Here is a 23,049-nt window from a genome sequence, read left to right on the forward strand (position 1 = left end):
CACTAAACAGGAGTTTTTTTTAGGTCTTGTCTTTTTTTCCAAATATAAACTGTAAAAGCATTTGTAAAAGCTAAGATCCACAAAACCGGACTTGTAAAAAAGCTTTCGTAACTCCTGCCGTTTGGAATTTCAACGTATGGCACTGTTATAAAAACATCTAGAATTAATGCTGTGACAGACATTATAATTCCTAATTGTAAACCACTCATTTTACATTCTTTCAGATAATAAAATTTTGCAGCCCCAATGGCAAAAAATACAATAAAAACTATGGTAAGTATCGACTGCCATAAAAAAGACTGTTCTAGAAAATAAACTTTTTCTAATACATAAAAGGAAAGACTTACTGCGATCCAAACTAAAATTCCCGAAAAAACGGCTCTAAAAAATCGCATGATCTTAGTTTTTTGGATTCCAGATTCTAGTCTTGGCAGTTTCTTTTGCATAAGTGCTGAAGTCTTTTGCTTTTCGGCCAAGTACATTTTCAATATCTTGAGTGATATTAGAATTTCTTCCGTCTAACACTTGCTCAAAGAGGTAATTTACGAGCCAAATATGATCTTCAGGAACCTGATATTCTCTTAACATCTGAGTATATTCTTCCAGCGATAAACTTTGAAAAGTTATGTTTCTACCGCTGGCTTCCGCAATTTCATTTACGGCCTGTTTAAAAGTCAGTAATCTTGGACCAGTTAGTTCATAAGTTTTTCCGTTATGGCTGTCATTCAAAAGCGCAGTTGTAACGACATCGGCAATATCATCGGCATCTGTAAAAGGTTCAAGCGCTTCGGCTCTTGGTAAAGCAACGATTCCATAAAGAATTGGATCTAAGAAAAAGCTTTCGCTAAAATTTTGATTAAACCAGCTTGCACGGATAATCGTCCAATATTTGGCATTTTTCTTTACGATTTCTTCGCAAACCTGAGCTTCTTTTTCGCCTCTTCCAGATAGTAAAACTATTTTTTGTACACCGTTTTTTGTGGCAAGTTTGGTGAAATTTTCTATCGCTTCTGCAGCAAAAGGCACAGCCAAATCTGGTTGAAAAGTAATATAAACGGTATCAATATCTTTTAAGGCATTTTCCCATGTTTGTGAGTTTTCCCAATCAAATGGAATTTTTTCGTTTCGCGATCCTAAACGAATTTCGACTTCAGGATTATTTTCTAATCTTGCGGCAACTCTGCGTCCTGTTTTTCCGTTGGAACCCAGAATTAAAATTTTCTTTTTCATATCAATATCTTTTTAAATGAATACTGATACAAAGTTGCTTAGATTAAGAATGAATCATTTGTTGTAAAAGAATTATGATTTGTTTGAAAAGAATTGGTGTTTTACATCATTTGGGCGCATTCCGAATTTTTTCTGAAAGGCATTTGAAAACGAACTTAAACTTTCATAACCTACTTCCCATGCTGATTCTTGAACAGTTTTTTCGCTTTCTCGGAGTAATTCATACGCTTTATTTAATCGCTCTTCCTGAACATATTTAAAAACTGGAATTCCAAAAAGCTCTTTAAAATTCTTTTTCAATTTATTACTATTGAGTCCCACCATTTGTGACAATTGAGTAATTGACGGCGGTGTTGAATAATGGGTGGTGACTATTTCTTTAGCGTGAAAAAGTTTGTTTTTATCCACTTCAGACAACTCCGATTTTTTCTCAGAAGCTAAAAGTGCATAAAAATGGGCTAAAAGTTCATTTACCTGGCTTTTTAGAAACAATAAACGTGTATTTCCGGTATAGGAAGTATTAAATATTTTTTGAACTGCCAATTGCATTTCGAGCGTCATATAAAACGATGGGCCTTTTACAAAATGTTCTTTAGGGTTTAATAACTGTGGTAAATGATTTTCGAAAATTTCTTTTTCTGCCTGCGGAAGGGAATTTAAATTTTTGAGTTTGGTAAAAATACTAATAGACTGCAGCGGTTTATCAGGTTCTATTTTATGAGAGAATTCTACTTTTTGATTTCCAAAAAAGCAAATTGCCAAACCTGTTGTGTTTACCAAATATTTTGTCTGATTATTGTGTTTAATTTCCAACTCGACATTGCCGGAGCCATAAAAGGCAAAACCTAGAGCATCACCGTCAATTTCGCATTTTTGAACTATTGTTTTTGTGGTATTCGAGTGTTCGATTAAAACAATACAATCGTGTAATTCTAAAATATCTGTTGTCATAGCAGGAAGATACAGTTTTGAAAAAGTAGGATAAGGTACTATTTATTTTTTAATCCTGTATTTTGTACTTTCTTGCTTTGTAAACAAAATAGAAATGACAACAAATTTGTTTTTATAGTTTTAAAGAAATTAGCTGCATGAAAATTAGATTTAACATTTTTATTTTAAGGGTAAATCTGTTAATGTTTTGCTAAAATTTTTAATAAATTCTTTTTTTTATTTCAAAAGGATTGACAAATTTATATTTTGAGGCATGCATTTTTAGGTTATTTTAGAAGAGATGTAAAATTGGTGTAAATCAAAAATAAATGTTAAAAACATAACAAAAGCTCTTGGTTCATAACAAATTAAAAATATTCAAATATTTTATTATGTTTGCTGAAACTTACCTATTCAAACTAATAAACAATTGTCAAAACCAGACCTAAATCAAGATGTCATTTTAATAGACCGCTTACGTAATGGGGATGAAACTGCGTTGACTGAACTGTACAATAAATTTTGGCAGTCTTTGTTTATATCTTCTTATAATGTGTTAAAGGATAGAGAATTGTGTGAGGATATTATTCAGGATATATTTATGAATATCTGGCACAATCGCGAGAAACTTGAAATTCATATTTCGTTAAAAGGATATATGTATGCCTGTGCCCGATATCAGGTTTTTAATCATATAAGAAGGAATAAAGACAAAATTCATGTCGAACTTTTTGATGATTTAGAAAAACGTTTTCAATATACCACGCCAGAAACCCAATTGATGCATGACGAATTGGTGTATCACATTAATTCTATAGTTGAGAATCTTCCTGAAAAATGCCAATTGGTTTATAAATTAAGCAGAGAAGAACAGCTAAGTCATAAAGAAATTGCTGAGCGCCTCAATATTTCTACAAAAACTGTCGAAAATCATATAACAAAAGCACTTCATACCATTCGTTTGTCAATGGGCAGTACTCTGAGTGTTGCAATGATTTTGTGGCTTTCTAAAAATCTTTAGGAGAAAGCTGAAATGATTACCAATTATAAGTTTAAACCGTTGAATTTTCTTATTTACAACGAGACTTTTCTTAAAAAGATAAAAAAATAAAAAAAATACGATTTGGACTAGGGGGTAAATATCTTTTTAGATACTTACTTAATATACTCCCGCATTAATAGTAAAAAAAATGAAAAAAGAAGAATTCTTAACGTTATTAAACAGATATCTTTCTGGTGATACTAATCGGGAGGAGAATAAACAATTACTGCGTTTTTACGAAAGTTTCCAGACTTCAAAAGAATGGGATGATTCTTTGGGTTCTAAAGACGAATTGGAGCACAAAATGAGAATACGTCTTCAAGAAGCAATTCAGTCGAACGAAACAAAAACAATTCCGCTTAAACCATTTTATACTACAACCCGATTTAAGTTTATTGCTATGGCAGCGTCATTGTTATTGCTGATTTCCATTTCGATAATTGTCAATAAAACCAATCCGCTCAAAATTGAAACCCCTGTTGTGGCTCACAAAGAAATTTTGATAGGAAGTGATAAAGCAACTTTGACGTTAGAAGACGGTTCAGTAATTACATTAGAAAAAGGTAAAGCTTACAATAAAGGAAATGCTTCAAGTAACGGAGAAAAACTGGTTTACAATTCAAAAGAAAATAGACCTGCAGGAATTAAAAATAACTTTTTAACGATTCCGAGAGGAGGACAGTTTTTTGTACAGCTGGCAGACAGCACAAAAGTTTGGTTAAACTCAGAATCACAATTAAGATATCCGGTTGCTTTTGTTGATGGAGAAACCAGACAAGTAGAACTGGTTTATGGAGAAGCCTATTTTGAAGTGTCACCAAGTACAAAACATAAAGGTTCCAAATTTAAAGTAAAAACTCAAATGCAAAATGTTGAGGTTATTGGTACCGAGTTTAATATTAAAGCCTACAAAGACGAAGCCGCAATTTATACCACATTGGTAAAAGGTAAGGTTGCCGTAAGCAATTCAAACAATAAAGAAATTTTAACGCCAAACGAGCAATCAACAATTAGTAACAACAACGATCATATTGCTATTGCTCAGGTCGATGTGTATAATGAAATTTCCTGGAGAAAAGGCTTGTTTGTTTTTAAAGGAATGCCGCTTAAGGAGATTGCAAAAGTACTGTCGCGATGGTACGATGTAGATATTGCATTTGCAGATCCAGCGCTTGGCAATGTGAAATTTAACGGTGTTTTAAATAAAAATCAAAAACTAGAAGACATATTAACGACAATTAAGAATATTAATTTTATTAATGCCTATGAGAAAAAAGACGATAAGATTATTATCAAGTAAAAAGAAAAGGGATTAAAGTTCAGACCTCTCACCGTACAGCACTTTATCCCTTTCTATGTATCAATCCATTGATCAGTTTTAATAACCAACCAACCAATTAACATGTAAATTTATGAAATTTAAATTAACCAGTGCCTATTTCTATCTTAGAAAAGGGCTAATTATTAACATTATGAGAACTTTTGTATTCTTATTTTGTACTACAATTTTTGGTTTTTCGCCCGTAAATCTATTTTCACAAAACACAAAAGTTGTAATTGCCGCTGATAAAACAGTGTCTGTAGATGAAGTTTTTGAAATCATTAAAAAGCAGACAGATTATACTTTTATTTATCAGGAAGATTTATTTAAAAAATTGCCTAAAGTACATCTTAAAAAAGGAAAAATCCGTGTGAATGACCTTTTAGAAAACACCTTTTCCAGTAAAGATTTTGATTTTAGTTTTTCAAATGGAAATACCATTATAGTTAGAAAAGTACCAAAAGAAAATGTAGTGGTCTTTCAGTCAAAACTAATTGAAATAAAAGGTGTTGTTACCAACGAGAAAAATGAACCGCTTTCTGGAGTTAACATTCAGGTAAAAGGAGCAAAAGCAGGATCTGGAACACAAACCGATTTTGACGGAAAATATACAGTTACAGCTCCTGAGGACGGACAAATTCTGTTTAGTTATATTGGTCACAGATCAAATGTTATTCAGGTTCAAAAAAGAAAAGTAATCAACGTTGTACTGGTGCAGGAAACTAAAGCACTTGATGGTGTTGTGGTAAATACTGGAGTTACGGTAAGAAAAAAAGAACTTATTACGGGAGCAGTTTCTATTTATAGAGGAGAAGAGTTAAGACAGGTTTCGACACAAAATGTGGTTCAGGCTCTAAAAACTTTAGACCCGTCTTTTATTGTATTAAATAATAATATTGCGGGATCTAATCCGAATGTTTTGCCGGTTATTGAGGTGAGAGGGCAAACAAGTTTATCTGTAAATCAGGTAAATGATCAATTTAAAGAAGACCCAAATCAGCCGCTGTTTATTTTGGATGGTTTTCCAACGACATTGCAACAGGTTGTCGATTTAGATATTAACAGAATTGCTACTATTACTCTTCTTAAAGATGCCGCTTCTACTGCATTATACGGTTCTCGCTCTGCAAATGGAGTTGTAGTTATTGAAACTATTAAACCAATTGCTGGTAAATTGCAGGTTTCTTACGTGTACAATTCATCTTATGAGCTGGCTGATTTAAGTGTTTATAATTTAATGAATGCTGAGCAAAAACTAGAATTCGAAAGACTTTCTAGCGCTTATATTCCAACTAGATATGGTTCATATGATGTGCCTATTGCCTGGCAAAATGTTTATAACAAGCGTTTAGCTGCAGTACGTCGCGGTGTAGATACCTATTGGCTTAATGAACCAATCCAGATGGGAATAACTTCTGGACACAGTTTAAGTGTAGGTGGAGGATCTGAAGAATTTAGATTTAATCTTGCCGGAAATTATAAAACTGTTAGCGGAACCATGAAAGGTACTGAGCATAATACCTGGGGGTATAATGCTAATTTAACTTATAGAAAGAAAAAAATAAGTTTCAATAACAACTTCTTTGTATCTGGTGGTAATAATCAAAAATCTCCTTATGGCTCTTTTGCTACTTGGGCAAAAGCAAGTCCATATTATGAAAAATATAATGAAAATGGAGTTCCAACACGTTATTTAGATGGAACTAATATACCAGTAGGAAATCCTCTTGTGAATTACTATGTAAATCAGGAAGAAAACCCTATGTATAATATGCTTTTAAATAGTTATGATAAAGGCACAGAGTTTAATTTTACAAACAACTTTGCTATCAATTATGATATTACGCCACATATCAGAACGACAGCAGCATTATCAGTTTCAAGATTAGACGAAACAACAACAGAATTTATCTCACCGGATAACACTGAATTTATAGATAAGATTCCAACTGAAAAAGGAAGTTACAAGAGAATAGATTACTTGACTAATAAATGGAATGCAAATATAGGAGGTACCTATTCAAATGTTTTTAATAATGTTCACTCCGTTAATTATACTTTAAGAGCTTCTGCTTTAGAAACAAAAAATGGTTTTTATGGATCTACGTTAACAGGATTCCCTTTAGGAGTTGCCGGTAATCCAACTTTTGCTTTTGGGTTTAAGAAAGATTCCAAGCCAAATACTTACAATGAAATGGTTCGAAGCATTGACCTTACTAATCAGTTAAACTATGCTTACGATAGAAAATATTTGGTTGATTTAACACAAACTATCTCAGGAGCAACCAATTTTGGAACCAATAAAAAGTATTCTCCTTATTATGGTATTGGTTTTGGATGGAATATCAACAACGAGTTTAAGATGAATGAAGATATTGTAAATGTCTTAAAACTACGTGCTAACTACGGACAAACAGGAAATCAGAATCTTGTAGGATATGCTTCTCATGATATTTATTTATATGATCCTAATACCAATATTTTTGGAGCGGGGCTAAATGTTTCTCAATTAGCAAATACGGATTTAGAAGCGCAAAAAACAAAAGATTTGTCTTTAGGAATAGATTTGGCAATGTACAGAAACAGGTTAACATTTACATTTAATGCTTACCAACGCAAGACTACACCACAAATTGTTGCTATAGACCTTGCAGCTTCTACAGGAGTTAGTGCCTATCCTTTAAATGTTGGGCATATTACAACTCGCGGTTTAGAACTTAAAGCAAATTATAATATTATAAATAATTTAAAAGAAAATATTTATTGGGGAGTAGGATTAACAGCTACAACAAATGAAAACGAATTAGGAGGTTTTAATAATGCTCTTGCTTCGTTAAATGAAGCGGCTCAAAAAACAAGCAGTTTAACAAGGTTTTACGATGGAGCAAGTTCAAATGATCTTTGGGCAGTTCCGTCATTAGGAATTGATCCAGCTACAGGAAAAGAAGTATTCTTAAAGAAAAACGGGGAGGCAACTTTTATTTTAGATAAAAAAGATGAGGTTGTAATGGGAAATTCCAGAGAAATTGCAACAGGAGTAGTATCTACAAGTGTTAACTACAAAAATTTCAGTTTAGGCGTATTCATCCGTTACAGTTTTGGTGCAGAGCGATTCAATACCGCTTTATATGATAAAGTTGAAAATATTAACAGTGATAATATATTCGACAATCAAGATGCAAGAGCTTTTACAGACAGATGGACTACTCCAGGACAAATAGCGCAATTTAAAGCTATTGGTTTAAAGAATGAAACTCCAATCTCTTCTCGTTTCATTCAAAAAGATGATTATATCTCAGGAGAATCTCTTCGCTTAGGATATCGTGTAACGAGTAGAACTTGGCTTAGTAAGAACGGATTAGCTGGTTTAGGATTCAATGCTTATGCAAATGACTTTTTTAGAGTTTCTACTATAAAAGCAGAGCGAGGTATCGAATATCCTTTTTCAAGAATTTTTTCTTTAAGTCTAAATGTATCATTTTAATACCATAATTATGAATCAGTATTTAAATAAAATAGCATTAACCATCCTGATTGCTTTTTCAGCGGCAAGTTGTAGTGATTTTTTGGATGTAGTGCCTCAGGATAAAATTTTAGAATCTCAAATTTATGAAAATGAAGCCGGAATGCAGAATGTGCATAACGGGCTTTATTTGAGTCTGGCAAATAATAACCTTTACGGACAACAGCTTACTATGGATGCTGTTGAAATTTTAGGGCAGCAGTACAATATGCCAAGTTCGCATAATAAAAATAAAATAGCCTCTTATGCTTATACAGAAAGCAGCCCTAAAGCTTTGTTCTCTAGTATTTGGCAAGAAGCGTTTAAAACTATTTTATATACAAACAAATTTATAGAAAGCATAGAAGAACACCCAGGTATTGTGTCGCAGGATAAAGCGGATCTTTTAAAAGGAGAAGCTTTAGGAATTCGTGCTATGCTTCATTTTGATATGCTGCGTTTATACGGACCAATTTACAAAGTAAGTCCTTCTGTATTAGCAATACCATATTACGATAAAGCAATTACAACCAACCAGCCTTTGATTCCTGCACAAGAAGTAATCACAAAAATATTAGCAGATTTAGATGCAGCATTAGTATTATTACATAAAGATCCGGTTTTGACCACAGGAAGATTTAAAGCAACATCAGATTTTGATGCAAATCCATATTACTCAATGAATAGAGGAAATAGAATGAATTATCTGGCTGTGAAGTGTTTAAAAGCCCGTGTGTTATTATATTCTGGAGATAAAGCAGGTGCTTCTGCAGTGGCAAATGAAGTGATTAATTTTACTAAATCAAATACATTTTTTCCATGGACTCCATTTCTGGAAGCTACAAATGCTGCTAATCCGGACCGAACTTTTTCTTCTGAAAATTTCTTTGCTTTAAGTGATTACACATTATACACAAAACAAAGAGATTTGTTCGATTCAAATTTAAAAGACAGCCAAATCTATGCTCCAGTATTAAGCAGATTAACAGCTGTTTTTGAATCCAATGATAATGACTATAGAAGTCTGCCAAGCTGGAAAGTTCCTGTTGTGGGAGGAAAAACACAAAAAACATTCTTTAAATATGAAGATGTAGATGAAAAGAAAAGTCTTTTCCGTTTGCAGATTCCAATGTTCAAACTTTCAGAAATGTATCTTATTGCTGCGGAAACAGCTCTGGTTCCGGCCGATGGAATTGCTTTTTTAAATACTCTTCGTTTTAATAGAGGTTTAACCAATTTAGGAGCTGCAGTAAACGTAACAACCGAAGTTACAAAAGAATATAAGAAAGAATTTATAGGTGAAGGACAATTATTTTTTTATTACAAAAGACAAAATAGTGTTACAATTCCAAACGGTTCAGCCACAAGCGGAAACTTAACAATGGGAGCTGCGCAGTATGTAGTACCGTTGCCAGACGCTGAAATTAACTTTCAAAATTAAAAATACTAAACATGAAAAAAATATTGATTTTAGGCGTTGTGGTTTTATCCCTATTAGGAATTACTTCATGCAATCGAGATGAAATTGACACCTTTGAGGGTGTGGATAGTATTTATTTTGGACCTTCTGTATACGGTATGATAATTCAGGGAATGAAAACCGTTACAGATAGTGCGGGATATAGTTTTGCCCTTGAAAAAGCGTCACTTACCGAAGTAATTTATAAAATACCAATTCGTGTACAGGGAAAAGTGAGTGATGTAGACCGAAATGTAAAAGTGTCAGTTGATCCAAAAAGTACAGCAATTGCAGGAACTCATTTTGAACTTCCAGAAACTATAAAAATTTCGGCTGGAAAAGAGCTAGATACTATAGCTTTAAAAGTTCACAGAACTCCTGATATGAAACAAAAACCTTTCTTGTTGATTTTGAATTTAGAAGAGAATGATTCGTTCAAGACTGAGATGAAGAGCCATCTAAATAAAATTACTGGAAAGACAATGAGCTTTATCACTTTCAAATTATCATTAGATGATAAATTGACACAGCCACCAGGATGGTATGCAACGGCTTTAGGAGTTTTTACTGCCAAAAAGTTTTATTTAATGTGCGAATTGATAGATTTAAAACCAGAGATATTCAATCAGAAATTAGGAGGTCCTGGTTTAGGATTGGCTGATTTCGGATATTATCAGGCTTTTATGAAACGTTACTTGGCCGATCAAAAAGCGGCAGGTAATACCATTTATGAAGAGGATGGAAAAGAAATGATCTTTCCATAAAAATATTCTTTAAATTTTAAAAATAGAACATTATGTTTAAAAATATAAAAATTCAGTTTTTTCTGTCCTTGCTGTTGGTTTTAAACTATGGCTGTTCAGAAGATGAAGGAAATTACAATTATAACGCAATTAATGAAATTGCAGTAACTGGTGTCGAAAAAGCGTATACGGCCTATTCAGGTGAATACTTCAAGATTACACCCAATTTAAATGCAACTATAGACGATGGCAATAACCCGGATCGTTATACTTATGAATGGGTTGTAGTTAGTCCTTCTAAAATCTTAGCTGATCCAACATCAGTAATTCTTTTGGCCACCACAAAAGATTTAGACGGGATTCTAAAATTACCTTCAGGAAAATATGATGTATATTATTTTGTAAAAGATAAAGTTACTGGTGTTACCTGGCAGCAAAAACCTTTTGAGTTAAATGTAATATCTTCTATTTACGAAGGCTGGTTAGCAATTGGAAATGTAGATGGAAAGGCACGTTTAGATATGGTTTCAATATTACCAGGTATTCCTGAACCAAGAATTATTACAGATGTTTTGGATGCTTCAGGTTCAGCTTTAAAATTGTCAGGTTCAGCTGTTGAAGTTTCTTGTTTTGGAGCCGCTACTGCTTCTTCTGCATATGGAGTATATGTTACCGCAACTGAAAGTGGTACTGCCAGACTTGATCCAAATTCTTTTGGATGGACTCAGTCGCAAAACTTTGCTTATGAGACTTTGGGAGGCGCATTTCCAACCGATTTTGGAGTTGATTTTATGCAAACTCCAGGCTCTGGTTCAGAGAATTTTGTTTATAGTAAAGGAAATATTTATTACTATTATCGCCCTTTCAATATAAAATATGGTCTGCCTCAAAACATATTGGAGAGTGAAACAAAGCCTTTTTATGCTGCACCTTTTATTGCAACAAATAGTGGAGCGAGTGGAATGCCGGTTTTCTTCAATAATGATACTCGCAGTTTTGTACGTTTTAGTTATTCTAAAGGAAATTGTTCTCCAATGCCTCCTGTAGCTGAAAGTACTACAACTCTTGATTGGAACAATACCAATTCTGATTTAATTTACATGACCACATCTGGTTTTAATGGTTTTGAAAGTTTTGCGGTTTTAAAAAACCGTTCAACGGGGAAATATAATTTGCTTCGTTTTTCAAGAACTTTAGTACAAAGCTATTATAAAGAAATATTAAACGCACCAGAATTTGATAAAGCGACCAAGTTTGCTGTAAGCCCGGATTCAGGATATTTATTTTATGCTGTGGGAGGTAAAGTTTATGAATATGATAATGGTACTCAGTCTGCCAAATTAATGATAAACAAAGGATCAGAAGAGATAACTTATATCGGTTTTCATGCTTATGCAAGAAATGCAGACAAAAAATTAGTTGTCGGAAGTTACGGAACAACTGGTAAATTAGAATTATATACTGTTCCTCCAGTAAATGGAGATTTAGTTTTAACAGATACATACAGTGGTTTATGCAAAATTGTTGATGTTGCATACCGTGGTAGATAACTAAAAACCTTAAACAAAGCCGAATGAAGAGCAAAAAAACATTCTTCATTCGGTTTCTAAAAACTACATTTTATGAAACGTTTTTTTAAAATCGCAAGTGCAGTTTTGCTGCTTGCCTGTCCTACTATTGCCTTAAAAGCACAAGCACAATCTACTGAAGAAAGTTGGGAATCAGCCAAAAAACAAGCCCAAACGGAGAAAAAATTAATCTTTGTCGATTTGTATTTTACAGGTTGTATGCCGTGTGCACAAATGGATAAAGAGGTATTTCCAGATCCTAAAGTAGCTGCTGTTTTAAGTAAAGATTTTGTCACTTTCAAATCGGATATTTTGAAAGAAGAAATTGGTAAAAAACTATGCATGAAATACGGCGTTACCGGATTTCCAACATTTTTATTTATGAATGCAGATGGAAAAGTAATTGATATTGCCGGCGGTTTTCAAAATGTTGAGCAATTTACAGCCTTGCTTCAAAATGCAAAAGACGCTGCAAAAAAAGGTGTTTTCAAAAAATACAGCACAGAAATTCAAGAAAAAGACTATCCAGATTTTTACAAACAAGCTTATTTAGATGGAAAAAGAAATGTTCCTTTTGAAGTAATCGATACATATTTAAAATCTAAAGATGCTACTGAAGAAGTTTCTTTTGTAATTATTACTGGATTAAGAGTTGGTAAACAATATGATGATCCATTTCTTTTGAGCAGTAAAAAATTAGCTAAAGATTACGGAAAATGGAGTGTTAATACTCATGTGTTTAACATTTTGCAACGCAAGAAAAAAGAGTACGAAAAAAAGAAGGATTTGAAAGGGTTTACAGAATTAGTAAATGATGCTAAAGAACTGTATACATCAGAAGAATTCACAAAATATTCAGGCATTTTATTGAAAGATTTTGGCGTAGAAAAAGTGGTAACTAATCCCTATACTTTACAAAAGTAATTCGAAATGAAAAAAATATTCTTGTTTTCGATATTGATTTTTGGATATTCAGTTTGCGCTCAAAACAGCGCTCAAAAAGCTATTGAATCTTTCGAAAAAGCCTTTCAAAATAAAAATTATAATGATATAAAAAATCTTCTGGCGCCCGAATTTACAGTAGGCGCTGGAGATTCATCTTCAAATGAATTTTATTTAAATACTATTTTTAATGCTTTTCCTGTTTTAGATTCTATCCAAATTGGAAAATCGGCCGCAATTAAAGACGAAACTTTTGTTTCGGCTGATTTTTGTTTCAAAGGAAAAGAAAAGAAACCCACACAAATAGTTTTCAATAAAGAAAACAAAATACGCTATGTTACTTTTTTTGACGGATTATACAGAGTCGATCGAAATGCTGAGGTAAAAAAAATGGCCAGCATTCCGTTTGAAATTATAGAAAACGGAATCGCCATAAAAATAAAGTTAAATAAAGCCGATCGTGAATTTTTAATGCTGTTTGATACAGGCGCAGACGGAATGGCTTTAAATCCAGACAGCGCTTATAAAGCAGGAGTTGTAGTTACAAAAAGCAAATCGGCATCTGTGGTTGGCGGAAGTCAGCAAGTACAATACTCCGCAGACAATACCATTTACATTGGCGATCAGGTTTTAAAAAATCAAGGTCTTGTTATTTTTCCAAAACATGGCGTTTATGATGGATTATTTGGCGCCAATTTACTGCGCAATTATATCACATCTGTCAATTTTGATACGATGACAATTGATTTGTACAATTTTGGAAATTTCAATTATTGGGGAAAAGCAAAACCATTAGTTTTTGATTATAAATCGGGGCTTCCGGTCGTACAAATGAATCTGACATTTGAAGAAAAAAAAACAGTCGAAGGCAATTTTACTTTTGATACCGGCGCGGGTTATGACTTAATTGCGTACGGACCTTTTAATCATAAAAACAATCTGGAAGCCAGTTTAAAAACCGAATATACATCTGTTAATTACAGTTTAGGAAAACAAACTAAAATTGTAGGCGGCGCAATACCAAATGTTGTTATTAACGGAAATAATTTTTCAGAAGTAACAATTGCAGTTCAAGAATATGACGAAGCTAATAAAAACTGGGCTTTTGCCGATGGATCTTTGGGAATTGATTTAATAAAACGTTTCAATTTTACAATTGATGTACTCCATAAGACCGTTTATTTAGAACCAAATAAAAACTTTAAAAAGAGACCTTCATTTTATATCGCCGGACTTAATTTGGATTTTGACGAAAATCAGAATCTTATAGTAAAACGAATTATAGACCAGCAAAATGAAGACTTGAAGAAAATCAAAATTGGAGCAAAAATCACTCAGATTAATGATTTTGAAGCCAAAGATTTATTGAAACCAGAAAATCTTAAAAAACTAAAAGACAATAAAGAAAGTAAAGACCTGATTATCGAACAAGGTGATCAGTCGATGCGTATTTCAATTTAAAAACAATCAAAAAACAAATAAACTATCATGAAAAAACACATTTTTTATTTCATTTTGACCTTTATTACGGTTCAAATGAGTTTTGCAGGCAGTATTTCAGAATATGCTGTAATTAAAGGAACAATTTCGATTCCAGATTTTCAGGCGAAAGAAGTTACACTTTACAATGTTGAAGATGGAAAGCCAGCCGTTGCTGCTACCGCAAAAGTTAATCCGCTTGGGGAGTTTGGCTTTATGACACCAGTTTCAGCTGCTGGCTTTTATTATGTTGATTATGGACAATTTAAATCAAGAAATCAGTTAATTCGTTTGTATTTAGAACCAAAATTAGATATCAATTTGGTTATTAACAAAGAACATTATGTTTTGAGTGGAAAAAATGTGGGTCAGAATGTTTTGGTTCAAAAAGCAAATGAAATTTATAACGAATTTGCGCCATTTGCAAGACTTGGAGGAAATGTAACTTACGTAGATTTTTATCCTTGGCTAGATAAAGGTGTTGCAAAAGCAAATGAATTTTCTAAAACAATAAATACAAAAGATGCTAATTTTAATAAGCTATTAAAACTTGCAGTAGCAACAGACGTTGAAGAATCTACTTATACTTTTTTCAGAATGCCTAGAACTGCATTTCCAGATAAAGACGATCGTCCGGCGGTTATAAAAACTTGGCAGACAGATAAAAAGTTTACAGATCCAGATTTGTTAAAATTACATAACGGAGTTGCTTTAATGTCGAATTATTTCTTTTATGTAAGTGTAAGCGGTGCAGCAGTTCCAAAGCGTTTAGATATTGTTGAAACATTAGATCATATTACAGATCCTGCGCTAAAAGATGTGTATTTACGTGATGTAGTAGCAAATTCAAGAATGAAAATTGAAGAATATGAAAAAATTGCACCAAGCATAAAACCTTATATGATTTCTGCGACAAGCAAATCATTTTTATTAGAATATGAAAAAGTACTTCATAAAAATGTAGGTCAGAAAGGACTGGATTTTACATATAATGATATTAATAATAAACCAGTTTCATTTTCTGATTTCAAAGGAAAATATGTGTACATCGATTTATGGGCAACTTGGTGCGGACCTTGTAAAGCAGAGATTCCTCACATGAAAAAAATTGAAGAAGATTATCACGGAAAAAATATTGTATTCGTTAGTCTTTCATTAGATAAACCAAAAGACGCACAAAAATGGAAAGATTTTGTTACCAAAGAACAATTAAAAGGAATTCAGTTAATGGCAGATAAAGATTTTAGTTCTGATGTAGCTAAAAATTACGATGTAAATGCAATTCCGAGATTTTTGTTATTTGACACAAAAGGAAACATTATCAATGCCGATGCTTTGCGTCCATCTAATCCTGAATTGAGAGAACAACTGGATAAATTATTGAAGAGTTAATACATAATCTTTATGAAGTACACCAAAAAAATATCAGTTTTACTGCTTTTCATTGGAAGCTTGACATTTGCACAGAATTATAAAGCAACAGATCCAATCGCAGTCAATCAGAAAATAAAAAAGGGCGTTTTACCAAACGGAATGACGTATTATATTTACCCTACTGAGGTAAATAAAAATACAGCAAGTTATTACATTATTCAAAATGTAGGTTCTATTTTAGAAAACGATCAGCAGAAAGGTTTGGCACATTTTCTGGAACATATGGCGTTTAACGGAACCAAAAATTTTGAAGGAAAAGGCATTCTGAATACACTTCAAAAGCAAGGTGCTGTTTTCGGGAAAAATATCAATGCCTACACCAGTACAGACGAAACGGTTTACAACTTAGACAACATTCCGTCAAAAGACGGAGGTGTTGTTGATACCTGTTTATTGGTTTTGCACGATTGGTCTAACTTTTTGTCTCTGACCAATGAAGAAATCGATGCCGAACGCGGTGTAATTACTGAAGAATGGCGTACCAGACAAAACGCAAGAGCAAGAATTTACAATCAATTAGCACCATATTATTACAACAATTCGCTGTATGCAGACCGTATGCCGATTGGAGATATGGATATTGTAAAGAATTTTAAATACCAAGTTTTAAGAGATTTTTATAAAGATTGGTATCGTCCCGATTTACAGGCAATAGCTATTGTTGGGGATATTAATGCGGACGAAATTGAAGCCAAAATAAAAAAGCTTTTTGCTGATATTCCGACGCCGGTAAATCCTAAAAAGCGTTTTGAAATTGCCATTCCAGAACGAGTAGAACCGACTTTTAAATTGGCTTTAGATAAAGAAATTTCAGCTTCAAATTTCAGCTTCATGATTCGTCATAATGCTGAAAAACCAACAGGAACGTATGCCGATTTAGAAAAATCAACACAAAGAAGTATTGCTTTTTCTATTTTGAATAACCGTTTGGGAGAAATGGCTCAAAAACAAGAATGCCCGTTTAAAGGCGCGCAAATAGGATATCAAAAATATTCTCGTTTAAATGATGTTTTTGTTTTAAGTATAAGCCCAAAACCAGGAAAACAAGCAGAAGCTTTTACGGCTGTGATGAACGAATGGGTTCGTGCTTACAAATTTGGTTTTTCAAAAGGAGAAATAGAGAGAGCAGTTACCGAAACCATTTCTGGTTATGAAAACTATTTAGAAAAACTAAATGAGATTTCGCATAAACAAGTAATCGGAATGGTAAAAGATGATTATTTAAATCACGAAGTTATTGCTGATCCTGCAGCAGAATTTGAAATGACAAAAAGCATTTTGAAAAATCTGGACAGTAAAATTCTTCAAGAAGAAATTTTAAAATTATACACTAAACAAAATCGAGTGGTAACCCTAACAGGTGTAGAAGGTGAAGAAAATCTGAATCAGGAAAAAGCTTTTGATATTATTGAGAAAGCAGAAAATGATGCTTCGTTACAACCTTATGTAGATACATTTGAAGGAAAATCGTTAATGGGTGATATTGTTTTAAAACCCGGAAAAATTATTTCTGAACAAAAAGCCTCTGCAATTGACGCAACTACTTTTGTATTGAGTAATGGCGTAAAAGTGCGTTATAAATTTGCTGATAAAAATAAGAAACAAGTTAATCTAGTAGCAGAAAGTTTGGGTGGTATGTCTTTGTATAAAACAGAAGATTTACCTTCTGCTTATCGTTCAACAAGTTTGGCCATGATGTCTGGAGTTGGGGACCTTTCTAGTGTAGATTTGGAGAAGGTTTTAAAAGGAAAAATTGCGAATTCTTTTGTTACCATTAATTCGTTAAAAGAGCAGGTAACTGGTTCTGCTAATGTGAAAGATATCGAAACCATGATGGAACTGGTGCATTTGCGTTTTGTACAGCCAAGATTCGACGCTCAGATGTACGATCTTCTTAAGCAAAGACTCCAAAACTCTTTAAAAAATAGAGAAAACGACATTAATACCAAAATGCAGGATAGTATGTCTAATATTGTTTATGGAAAAAACAATCCTAAAATTCGTCCATTAGATCAAAAGTATATCGATGATTTATCTTTTGATAAAATGAAAAAGATTTATACCGAGCGTTTTGCAGATGTATCAAATTTTGAATTTTACATTGTGGGAGATATTGCACCAGAAGTTTTAAAGCCATTATTAGAAAAATATATTGCGAGTATAAAGGGCATTAAAAGAAAAGAAACGTTCAGCAAAGATTATCCAAAATGGATTTCAAAGAAAATTGACCGAGATGTTTTTATAAAAATGGAAACGCCTAAAAGTTCGGTTAATATTGCTTTCTTAAAAGAGATTCCATATTCACAAAAAAACAGAATTTTAAATTCTTATCTCGGCGACATTCTGACTTTACGCTATACTGAAAGCCTTCGCGAAAAAGAAGGCGGAACTTATGGCGCCCATGTTAAAGCAGAATTGGCAAAAGATCCTGTTTCAATGGCAGGCGTAGAAATTACTTTTGATTGTGATGCAGACAAAGTAGAACATTTACTTCCAATTGTATACAAGGAAATTGATAAAATCAAAAAAGGCGAAATCACTGCTGAAGATATTGAGAAAACTAGAATTAATTATTTGAAATCTAGAGAAGACAGTAAAAACTTTAATAGTTACAGCATGAGGGTGCTTTCTAATTATTTTGAAGAGGGTTACAACATGAATGATCCTAAAAATTTCGAAGACATAGTGAAAGCTGTTACTGCTAAAGATATTCAGGAATTTGCAGATTCAGTATTTGAAAAAGCTGATTGTATGGAGGTAGTTTTCAAACCATTAAAATAATTTCATCAGTTTTTTTAATAATAGAGTTTAATTGTTTTCCCTATCAATTATTATTTTGAATTAGTAAGCAAATTAGTTGTTATAGAGGATTGTCAAGAGGGTTGTTTTTTGCTATTCAACCCTCTTTTTTTTAAAAAAAATAACCATGAACAAGAACATATTTTTAGGGAGTCTTTTGTTGTTGTTTTCAATAATAACACAGGCTCAAATTTATAATCCGTTAAAATGGAAAACCAGTATCGAGAAAATTTCCGATACGGAATACGAGTTGCAGGCAAAAGCAATAATCGAATCAGGCTGGCATTTATACAGTCAGGAAGTTTCAGACGGAGGTCCGATTCCTACTCGTTTTGCCTTTACAAAAGCACCCGAATTTCAGTTAATTGGTGCCGTAAAAGAAGAAAAAGGAAAAACCATCAATGATCCGATTTTTAAAATGCTGATTAAGTTTTTTGAAAAAGAAACCACTTTTAGACAGCGAGTTAAAATACTTTCATCAAAGCCTTTCAAAATCAATGCAGAAGTTGAATTTATGGTTTGCAATGATGAAAACTGTCTTCCGCCAAGTTCAGACGAACTGGAGTTTACCGTTAGTCCGTCTGCGAAAGCAGTAACATTAATAGAAAGTGATGCGAAGAAAGAAATTAAAACAGCAGAGATTGATTCTTCTGCCACTGTTGTAAAAGAAAAGACAGAGGAAATAATTCAGACAGAAGTTGAAAAAACGCCAAAAAAAGAGCTGAAAAAACAACAGTCTGAAACGGAATCAAGAAGTTTATGGTCGATTTTTTTACTGTCTTTTTTCTCTGGATTTGCGGCCTTGTTAACACCTTGTGTTTTTCCAATGATTCCTATGACGGTAAGCTTTTTTACCAAACAAAGTAAAACTAAGTCTCAGGGTATTAGAAAAGCTGTTTTTTACGGAATTTCAATTATCGCTATTTATATTTTTTTAGGGGCAATTGTAACTTGGTTTTTTGGTGCAGATTCTTTAAATGCACTTTCAACGAACGTGTGGTTTAACCTTATATTTTTTGTGCTTTTAATGTTTTTTGCTTTTTCGTTTTTAGGAGCATTCGAAATTATGCTTCCAAATGCGTGGGCAAACAAAGTAGATTCGCAGGCAGATAAAGGCGGAGTTGTTGGAATTTTATTCATGGCTTTGGCATTGGCGATTGTCTCTTTTTCTTGTACGGGACCAATTGTTGGAACTTTACTTGTTGAAGCTGCTTCGCGCGGAGGGATTGCACCTTTTGTTGGAATGTTTGGTTTTTCTCTGGCTTTGGCATTGCCCTTTACCTTATTTGCAGCATTTCCAGGTTGGTTAAATTCACTTCCAAAATCTGGCGGCTGGCTGAATTCAGTTAAAGTATTTTTGGGATTTCTGGAAATGGCTTTAGCGTTTAAATTTTTGTCGAATGCCGATTTAGTTTTGCAATTGCATTTACTGGAAAGAGAAACTTTTTTAGCGATTTGGATAGCAATTTTCGGGACATTAACTTTTTATTTATTCGGAAAAATTCAGCTGCCTCATGATAGTCCGGTTTCGAATATTAGTGTTGGAAGACTTGGATTAGGAGTTTTGGTTTTGGCTTTTACTATTTATCTGATTCCTGGAATTTGGGGTGCACCTTTAAAAATGATCAGTGGTTTTCCGCCGCCAATGCATTATAGCGAAATTCCGAATGGATTAAGTAACTCCGAATCTCGTGAAATAACAGAAAACCTGCCGGAAGGAGCTGAGCTGGGGCCTCACGATATTATGGCTTTTAGAGATTATGATTTAGGAATGCAGTATGCTAGAAAAATGGGTAAGCCTGTTATGATTGATTTTACGGGACATGCTTGCGTAAATTGCCGTAAGATGGAAGATAACGTTTGGTCTGACGATAAGGTTCAGAAAATTCTAAAAGGCGATCTGGTTTTGATTTCTTTATATGTTGATGATAAAAGAGAATTAGCTTCACATGAACAAAAGGTTTCTGAATTAACTGGTAAAAAAATAAAATATATTGGTCAGAAATGGAGTGAATTTCAAACCATAAAATATAAAACAAATGCACAGCCTTTTTATGTATTGGTGAATAATGAAGGAGAAAAGCTAAACGAAACTTCAGCTTATAATCCTGATATTGATGACTATTTAGAATGGCTGAATACGGGAATTTCTAATTTTAAGAAAAGTTGATTTGGTTAATTTTTTTATCGAATAGAGTTTTTAATATGTATAAGGAGTTTTAGGACAGTACTACGTTTTTATATACTAATTTAACCCGTTGAGTGTAATTGTAAAAAATAATAATCTAACACATAGTCCCGATAGTTATCGGGACTATGTGTTAAAAGTAATTGCGTCTAACGGGTTTAATTTATTGTTATTATTAGATTATAGTGCGTTTTACAAAGTAAGAATTTGGGGATAGTAATAGCGAGTTTCGGGATGCACATTATCTTCAGGCTAGTCTTAACTTTGGGTAAATCAAAAATAGATTAGTTATGAGTTCTACCACTTCAAAATTCGATAAATTACTTAATGGTTCTCAAGAATATGGAAATGTGAACCACAAACCGGACTCTAGTAAAGAGGTTCAAATTAACACACCTGAAAAAACGATGCCTTTTTCAGATCAAATTGGAAACTACCAGCGAAACAAAGGAATTCCTTCAAAATCGTATAAAGACAGTAAAATTTATATTGTTGGAAGCGGTATTGCAGGAATGGCAGCGGCTTATTATTTTATTCGTGATGGTCATGTTCCGGGTGAGAATATTATTTTTCTAGATCAGCTTCACGTAGACGGCGGATCGCTTGATGGCGCTGGAAATACTACAGATGGTTATATTATTCGCGGCGGACGTGAAATGGATATGACTTACGAAAATCTTTGGGATATTTTTCAAGATATTCCTGCTTTGGAACTTCCTGAACCGTATAGTGTATTAGACGAATATCGTTTAGTAAATGATAATGATCCTAATTATTCTAAAGCGAGATTGATACATAATAAAGGACAAATTAAAGATTTCAGCAAATTTGGATTAGAGAAAAAAGACCAGTTGGCAATTATAAAATTACTCCTAAAAAAGAAAGAAGATCTAGACGATTTAACTATTGAGGATTATTTCAGCAAATCTTTCTTAGAAAGTAATTTTTGGTTCTTTTGGCGTACCATGTTTGCATTCGAAAACTGGCACAGTTTATTAGAATGTAAATTGTATATGCACCGTTTTCTGCATGCGATCGACGGAATGAAAGATCTTTCGTGTCTTGTTTTTCCAAAATACAATCAATATGATACCTTTATTACGCCGCTTCGAAGATTTCTTCAGAGTAAAGGTGTGCAGATCGATTTAAACACACTCGTTAAAGATTTAGATATTCACAGCAATACCGAAGGTAAAGTGGTTGAAGCTATTATTACCGAAAAAAATGGAAAAGAAGAAAGAATTCCAGTAGGTAAAGACAATTATGTAATTGCCACAACAGGTTCAATGACCGAAGATACTTTTTATGGAGATAATAAAAATGCCCCAATTATAGGTTTAGACAACAGTACCAGCGGACAAAGTGCCGGGTGGAAATTATGGAAAAATCTAGCAGCTAAATCACCTGTTTTTGGGAAACCTGAAAAATTCTGCGGTAACATTGCAAAATCTTCTTGGGAATCGGCTACACTTACCTGTAAACCTTCTGCTTTTGTAGAAAAAGTAAAAGAACTTTGTGTCAACGATCCGTACTCAGGAAAAACGGCAACAGGAGGAATTGTAACTATCAGCGATTCAAAATGGTTAATGAGTTTTACCTGTAACAGACAACCTCATTTTCCAGACCAGCCAGATGATATTTTAGTAATTTGGGTGTATGCTCTTTTTATGGACAAAGAAGGTGATTACGTCAAAAAAACAATGCCGCAATGTACCGGAGATGAAATTTTAGCTGAATTAGCGTATCATTTAGGAATCATCGATCAATTAGACAATATTGTAGAAAATACCATTGTTAGAAGTTCTTATATGCCATACATTACTTCTATGTTTATGCCGAGAGCAAAAGGAGATCGTCCGCAAGTAGTGCCAGAAGGCTGTACCAATTTGGGATTAGTTGGGCAATTTGTAGAAACCAATAATGATATTGTTTTTACAATGGAAAGTTCTGTGCGAACAGCCAGAATCGCCGTTTATGACTTATTAAATCTGAACAAACAAGTACCAGACATCAATCCGCTGCAATACGATATTCGTCATTTGCTTAAAGCTGCACAATCATTAAATGATTACGAACCAATAGTTGGTGAAGGACTTTTAAGAAAATTTCTAAAAGGAACTTACTACGAACATCTACTTGTTGAAAATGCTGATGACGGGCAAGAACACGAATCCTTCTTTAATGAACAATTAAATAAATTAAAACACTGGATAGGAGGAATTAGGGATTAAAACATAATTGTATATACTATCATAATTCAAATAAATGGCGTTAAGGCTTTTGCTTTAGCGCCATTTTTGTATGATTTAAGTTTAATTAATTATTAAAAGAGCACATTTTATAAGGAATTATACCTATAAATGCTTATTTTTATGCATAAATTAGTTTTCCAAAAACAATATTTAAGCAGCA

At 33.2% G+C, this 23,049-nt stretch carries 15 protein-coding genes; 12 read left to right on the top strand and 3 right to left on the bottom strand.

Annotated elements, in window-relative coordinates; all coding sequences use genetic code 11:
• Positions 1 to 2: 2 nt before the first annotated feature.
• The 3 genes from BOW57_RS01065 to BOW57_RS01075 all read right to left on the bottom strand — a co-directional run bounded on the left by BOW57_RS01065 (position 3) and on the right by BOW57_RS01075 (position 2,181).
• Positions 3 to 395, bottom strand: a complete 393-nt coding sequence (locus BOW57_RS01065) for a DUF5367 family protein (protein WP_129052729.1) — start codon at positions 393 to 395, stop codon at positions 3 to 5.
• A 4-nt stretch (positions 396 to 399) separates the two neighbouring features.
• The gene (locus BOW57_RS01070; protein WP_129052730.1) at positions 400 to 1,230 is read right to left on the bottom strand and encodes an NmrA family transcriptional regulator; all 831 of its coding nucleotides are present in this window, start codon (positions 1,228 to 1,230) and stop codon (positions 400 to 402) included.
• Positions 1,231 to 1,302: 72 nt separating this feature from the next.
• A complete protein-coding gene (locus BOW57_RS01075) occupies positions 1,303 to 2,181 on the bottom strand; it encodes an AraC family transcriptional regulator (RefSeq protein ID WP_129052731.1) in 879 nt (292 codons plus the stop codon).
• Between the two features lie 409 nt (positions 2,182 to 2,590).
• Here BOW57_RS01075 and BOW57_RS01080 point away from each other — a divergent pair, with 409 nt between their 5' ends.
• The 12 genes from BOW57_RS01080 to BOW57_RS01135 all read left to right on the top strand — a co-directional run bounded on the left by BOW57_RS01080 (position 2,591) and on the right by BOW57_RS01135 (position 22,868).
• Positions 2,591 to 3,181 carry an RNA polymerase sigma-70 factor gene (locus BOW57_RS01080; protein WP_164973652.1) on the top strand — a complete coding sequence of 197 codons (591 nt, stop codon included), beginning with the start codon at positions 2,591 to 2,593 and terminating at the stop codon, positions 3,179 to 3,181.
• Positions 3,182 to 3,350: 169 nt separating this feature from the next.
• A complete protein-coding gene (locus tag BOW57_RS01085) occupies positions 3,351 to 4,502 on the top strand; it encodes a FecR family protein (RefSeq protein ID WP_129052733.1) in 1,152 nt (383 codons plus the stop codon).
• Positions 4,503 to 4,614: 112 nt separating this feature from the next.
• Positions 4,615 to 8,007 (top strand): SusC/RagA family TonB-linked outer membrane protein, encoded by a 3,393-nt coding sequence (locus tag BOW57_RS01090; RefSeq protein WP_129052734.1) that lies wholly within the window; start codon positions 4,615 to 4,617, stop codon positions 8,005 to 8,007.
• 10 nt (positions 8,008 to 8,017) lie between these two features.
• Positions 8,018 to 9,466, top strand: coding sequence for a RagB/SusD family nutrient uptake outer membrane protein (locus BOW57_RS01095; protein WP_164973653.1), 1,449 nt, complete (start codon positions 8,018 to 8,020; stop codon positions 9,464 to 9,466).
• Positions 9,467 to 9,477: 11 nt separating this feature from the next.
• Positions 9,478 to 10,248, top strand: coding sequence for a DUF4843 domain-containing protein (locus BOW57_RS01100; RefSeq protein ID WP_129052736.1), 771 nt, complete (start codon positions 9,478 to 9,480; stop codon positions 10,246 to 10,248).
• 32 nt (positions 10,249 to 10,280) lie between these two features.
• Positions 10,281 to 11,777 carry a PKD-like family lipoprotein gene (locus BOW57_RS01105; RefSeq protein ID WP_129052737.1) on the top strand — a complete coding sequence of 499 codons (1,497 nt, stop codon included), beginning with the start codon at positions 10,281 to 10,283 and terminating at the stop codon, positions 11,775 to 11,777.
• Positions 11,778 to 11,849: 72 nt separating this feature from the next.
• Entirely contained in the window at positions 11,850 to 12,719 is an 870-nt protein-coding gene (locus tag BOW57_RS01110) for a thioredoxin fold domain-containing protein (protein ID WP_129052738.1), read from the top strand.
• 6 nt (positions 12,720 to 12,725) lie between these two features.
• Entirely contained in the window at positions 12,726 to 14,198 is a 1,473-nt protein-coding gene (locus BOW57_RS01115; RefSeq protein WP_129052739.1) for an aspartyl protease family protein, read from the top strand.
• Positions 14,199 to 14,225: 27 nt separating this feature from the next.
• On the top strand, positions 14,226 to 15,608 hold the full coding sequence (locus BOW57_RS20810) for a TlpA disulfide reductase family protein (protein ID WP_241687358.1): 1,383 nt from the start codon (positions 14,226 to 14,228) through the stop codon (positions 15,606 to 15,608).
• Between the two features lie 12 nt (positions 15,609 to 15,620).
• The gene (locus BOW57_RS01125) at positions 15,621 to 18,431 is read left to right on the top strand and encodes a pitrilysin family protein (protein ID WP_129052740.1); all 2,811 of its coding nucleotides are present in this window, start codon (positions 15,621 to 15,623) and stop codon (positions 18,429 to 18,431) included.
• Between the two features lie 145 nt (positions 18,432 to 18,576).
• On the top strand, positions 18,577 to 20,619 hold the full coding sequence (locus BOW57_RS01130; RefSeq protein WP_129052741.1) for a thioredoxin family protein: 2,043 nt from the start codon (positions 18,577 to 18,579) through the stop codon (positions 20,617 to 20,619).
• A 308-nt stretch (positions 20,620 to 20,927) separates the two neighbouring features.
• On the top strand, positions 20,928 to 22,868 hold the full coding sequence (locus BOW57_RS01135) for an oleate hydratase (RefSeq protein ID WP_129052742.1): 1,941 nt from the start codon (positions 20,928 to 20,930) through the stop codon (positions 22,866 to 22,868).
• Positions 22,869 to 23,049 lie beyond the last annotated feature (181 nt).

It is taken from the genome of Flavobacterium sp. YO64, from assembly GCF_004119505.1.
Classification (GTDB): Bacteria; Bacteroidota; Bacteroidia; order Flavobacteriales; family Flavobacteriaceae; genus Flavobacterium; species Flavobacterium oncorhynchi.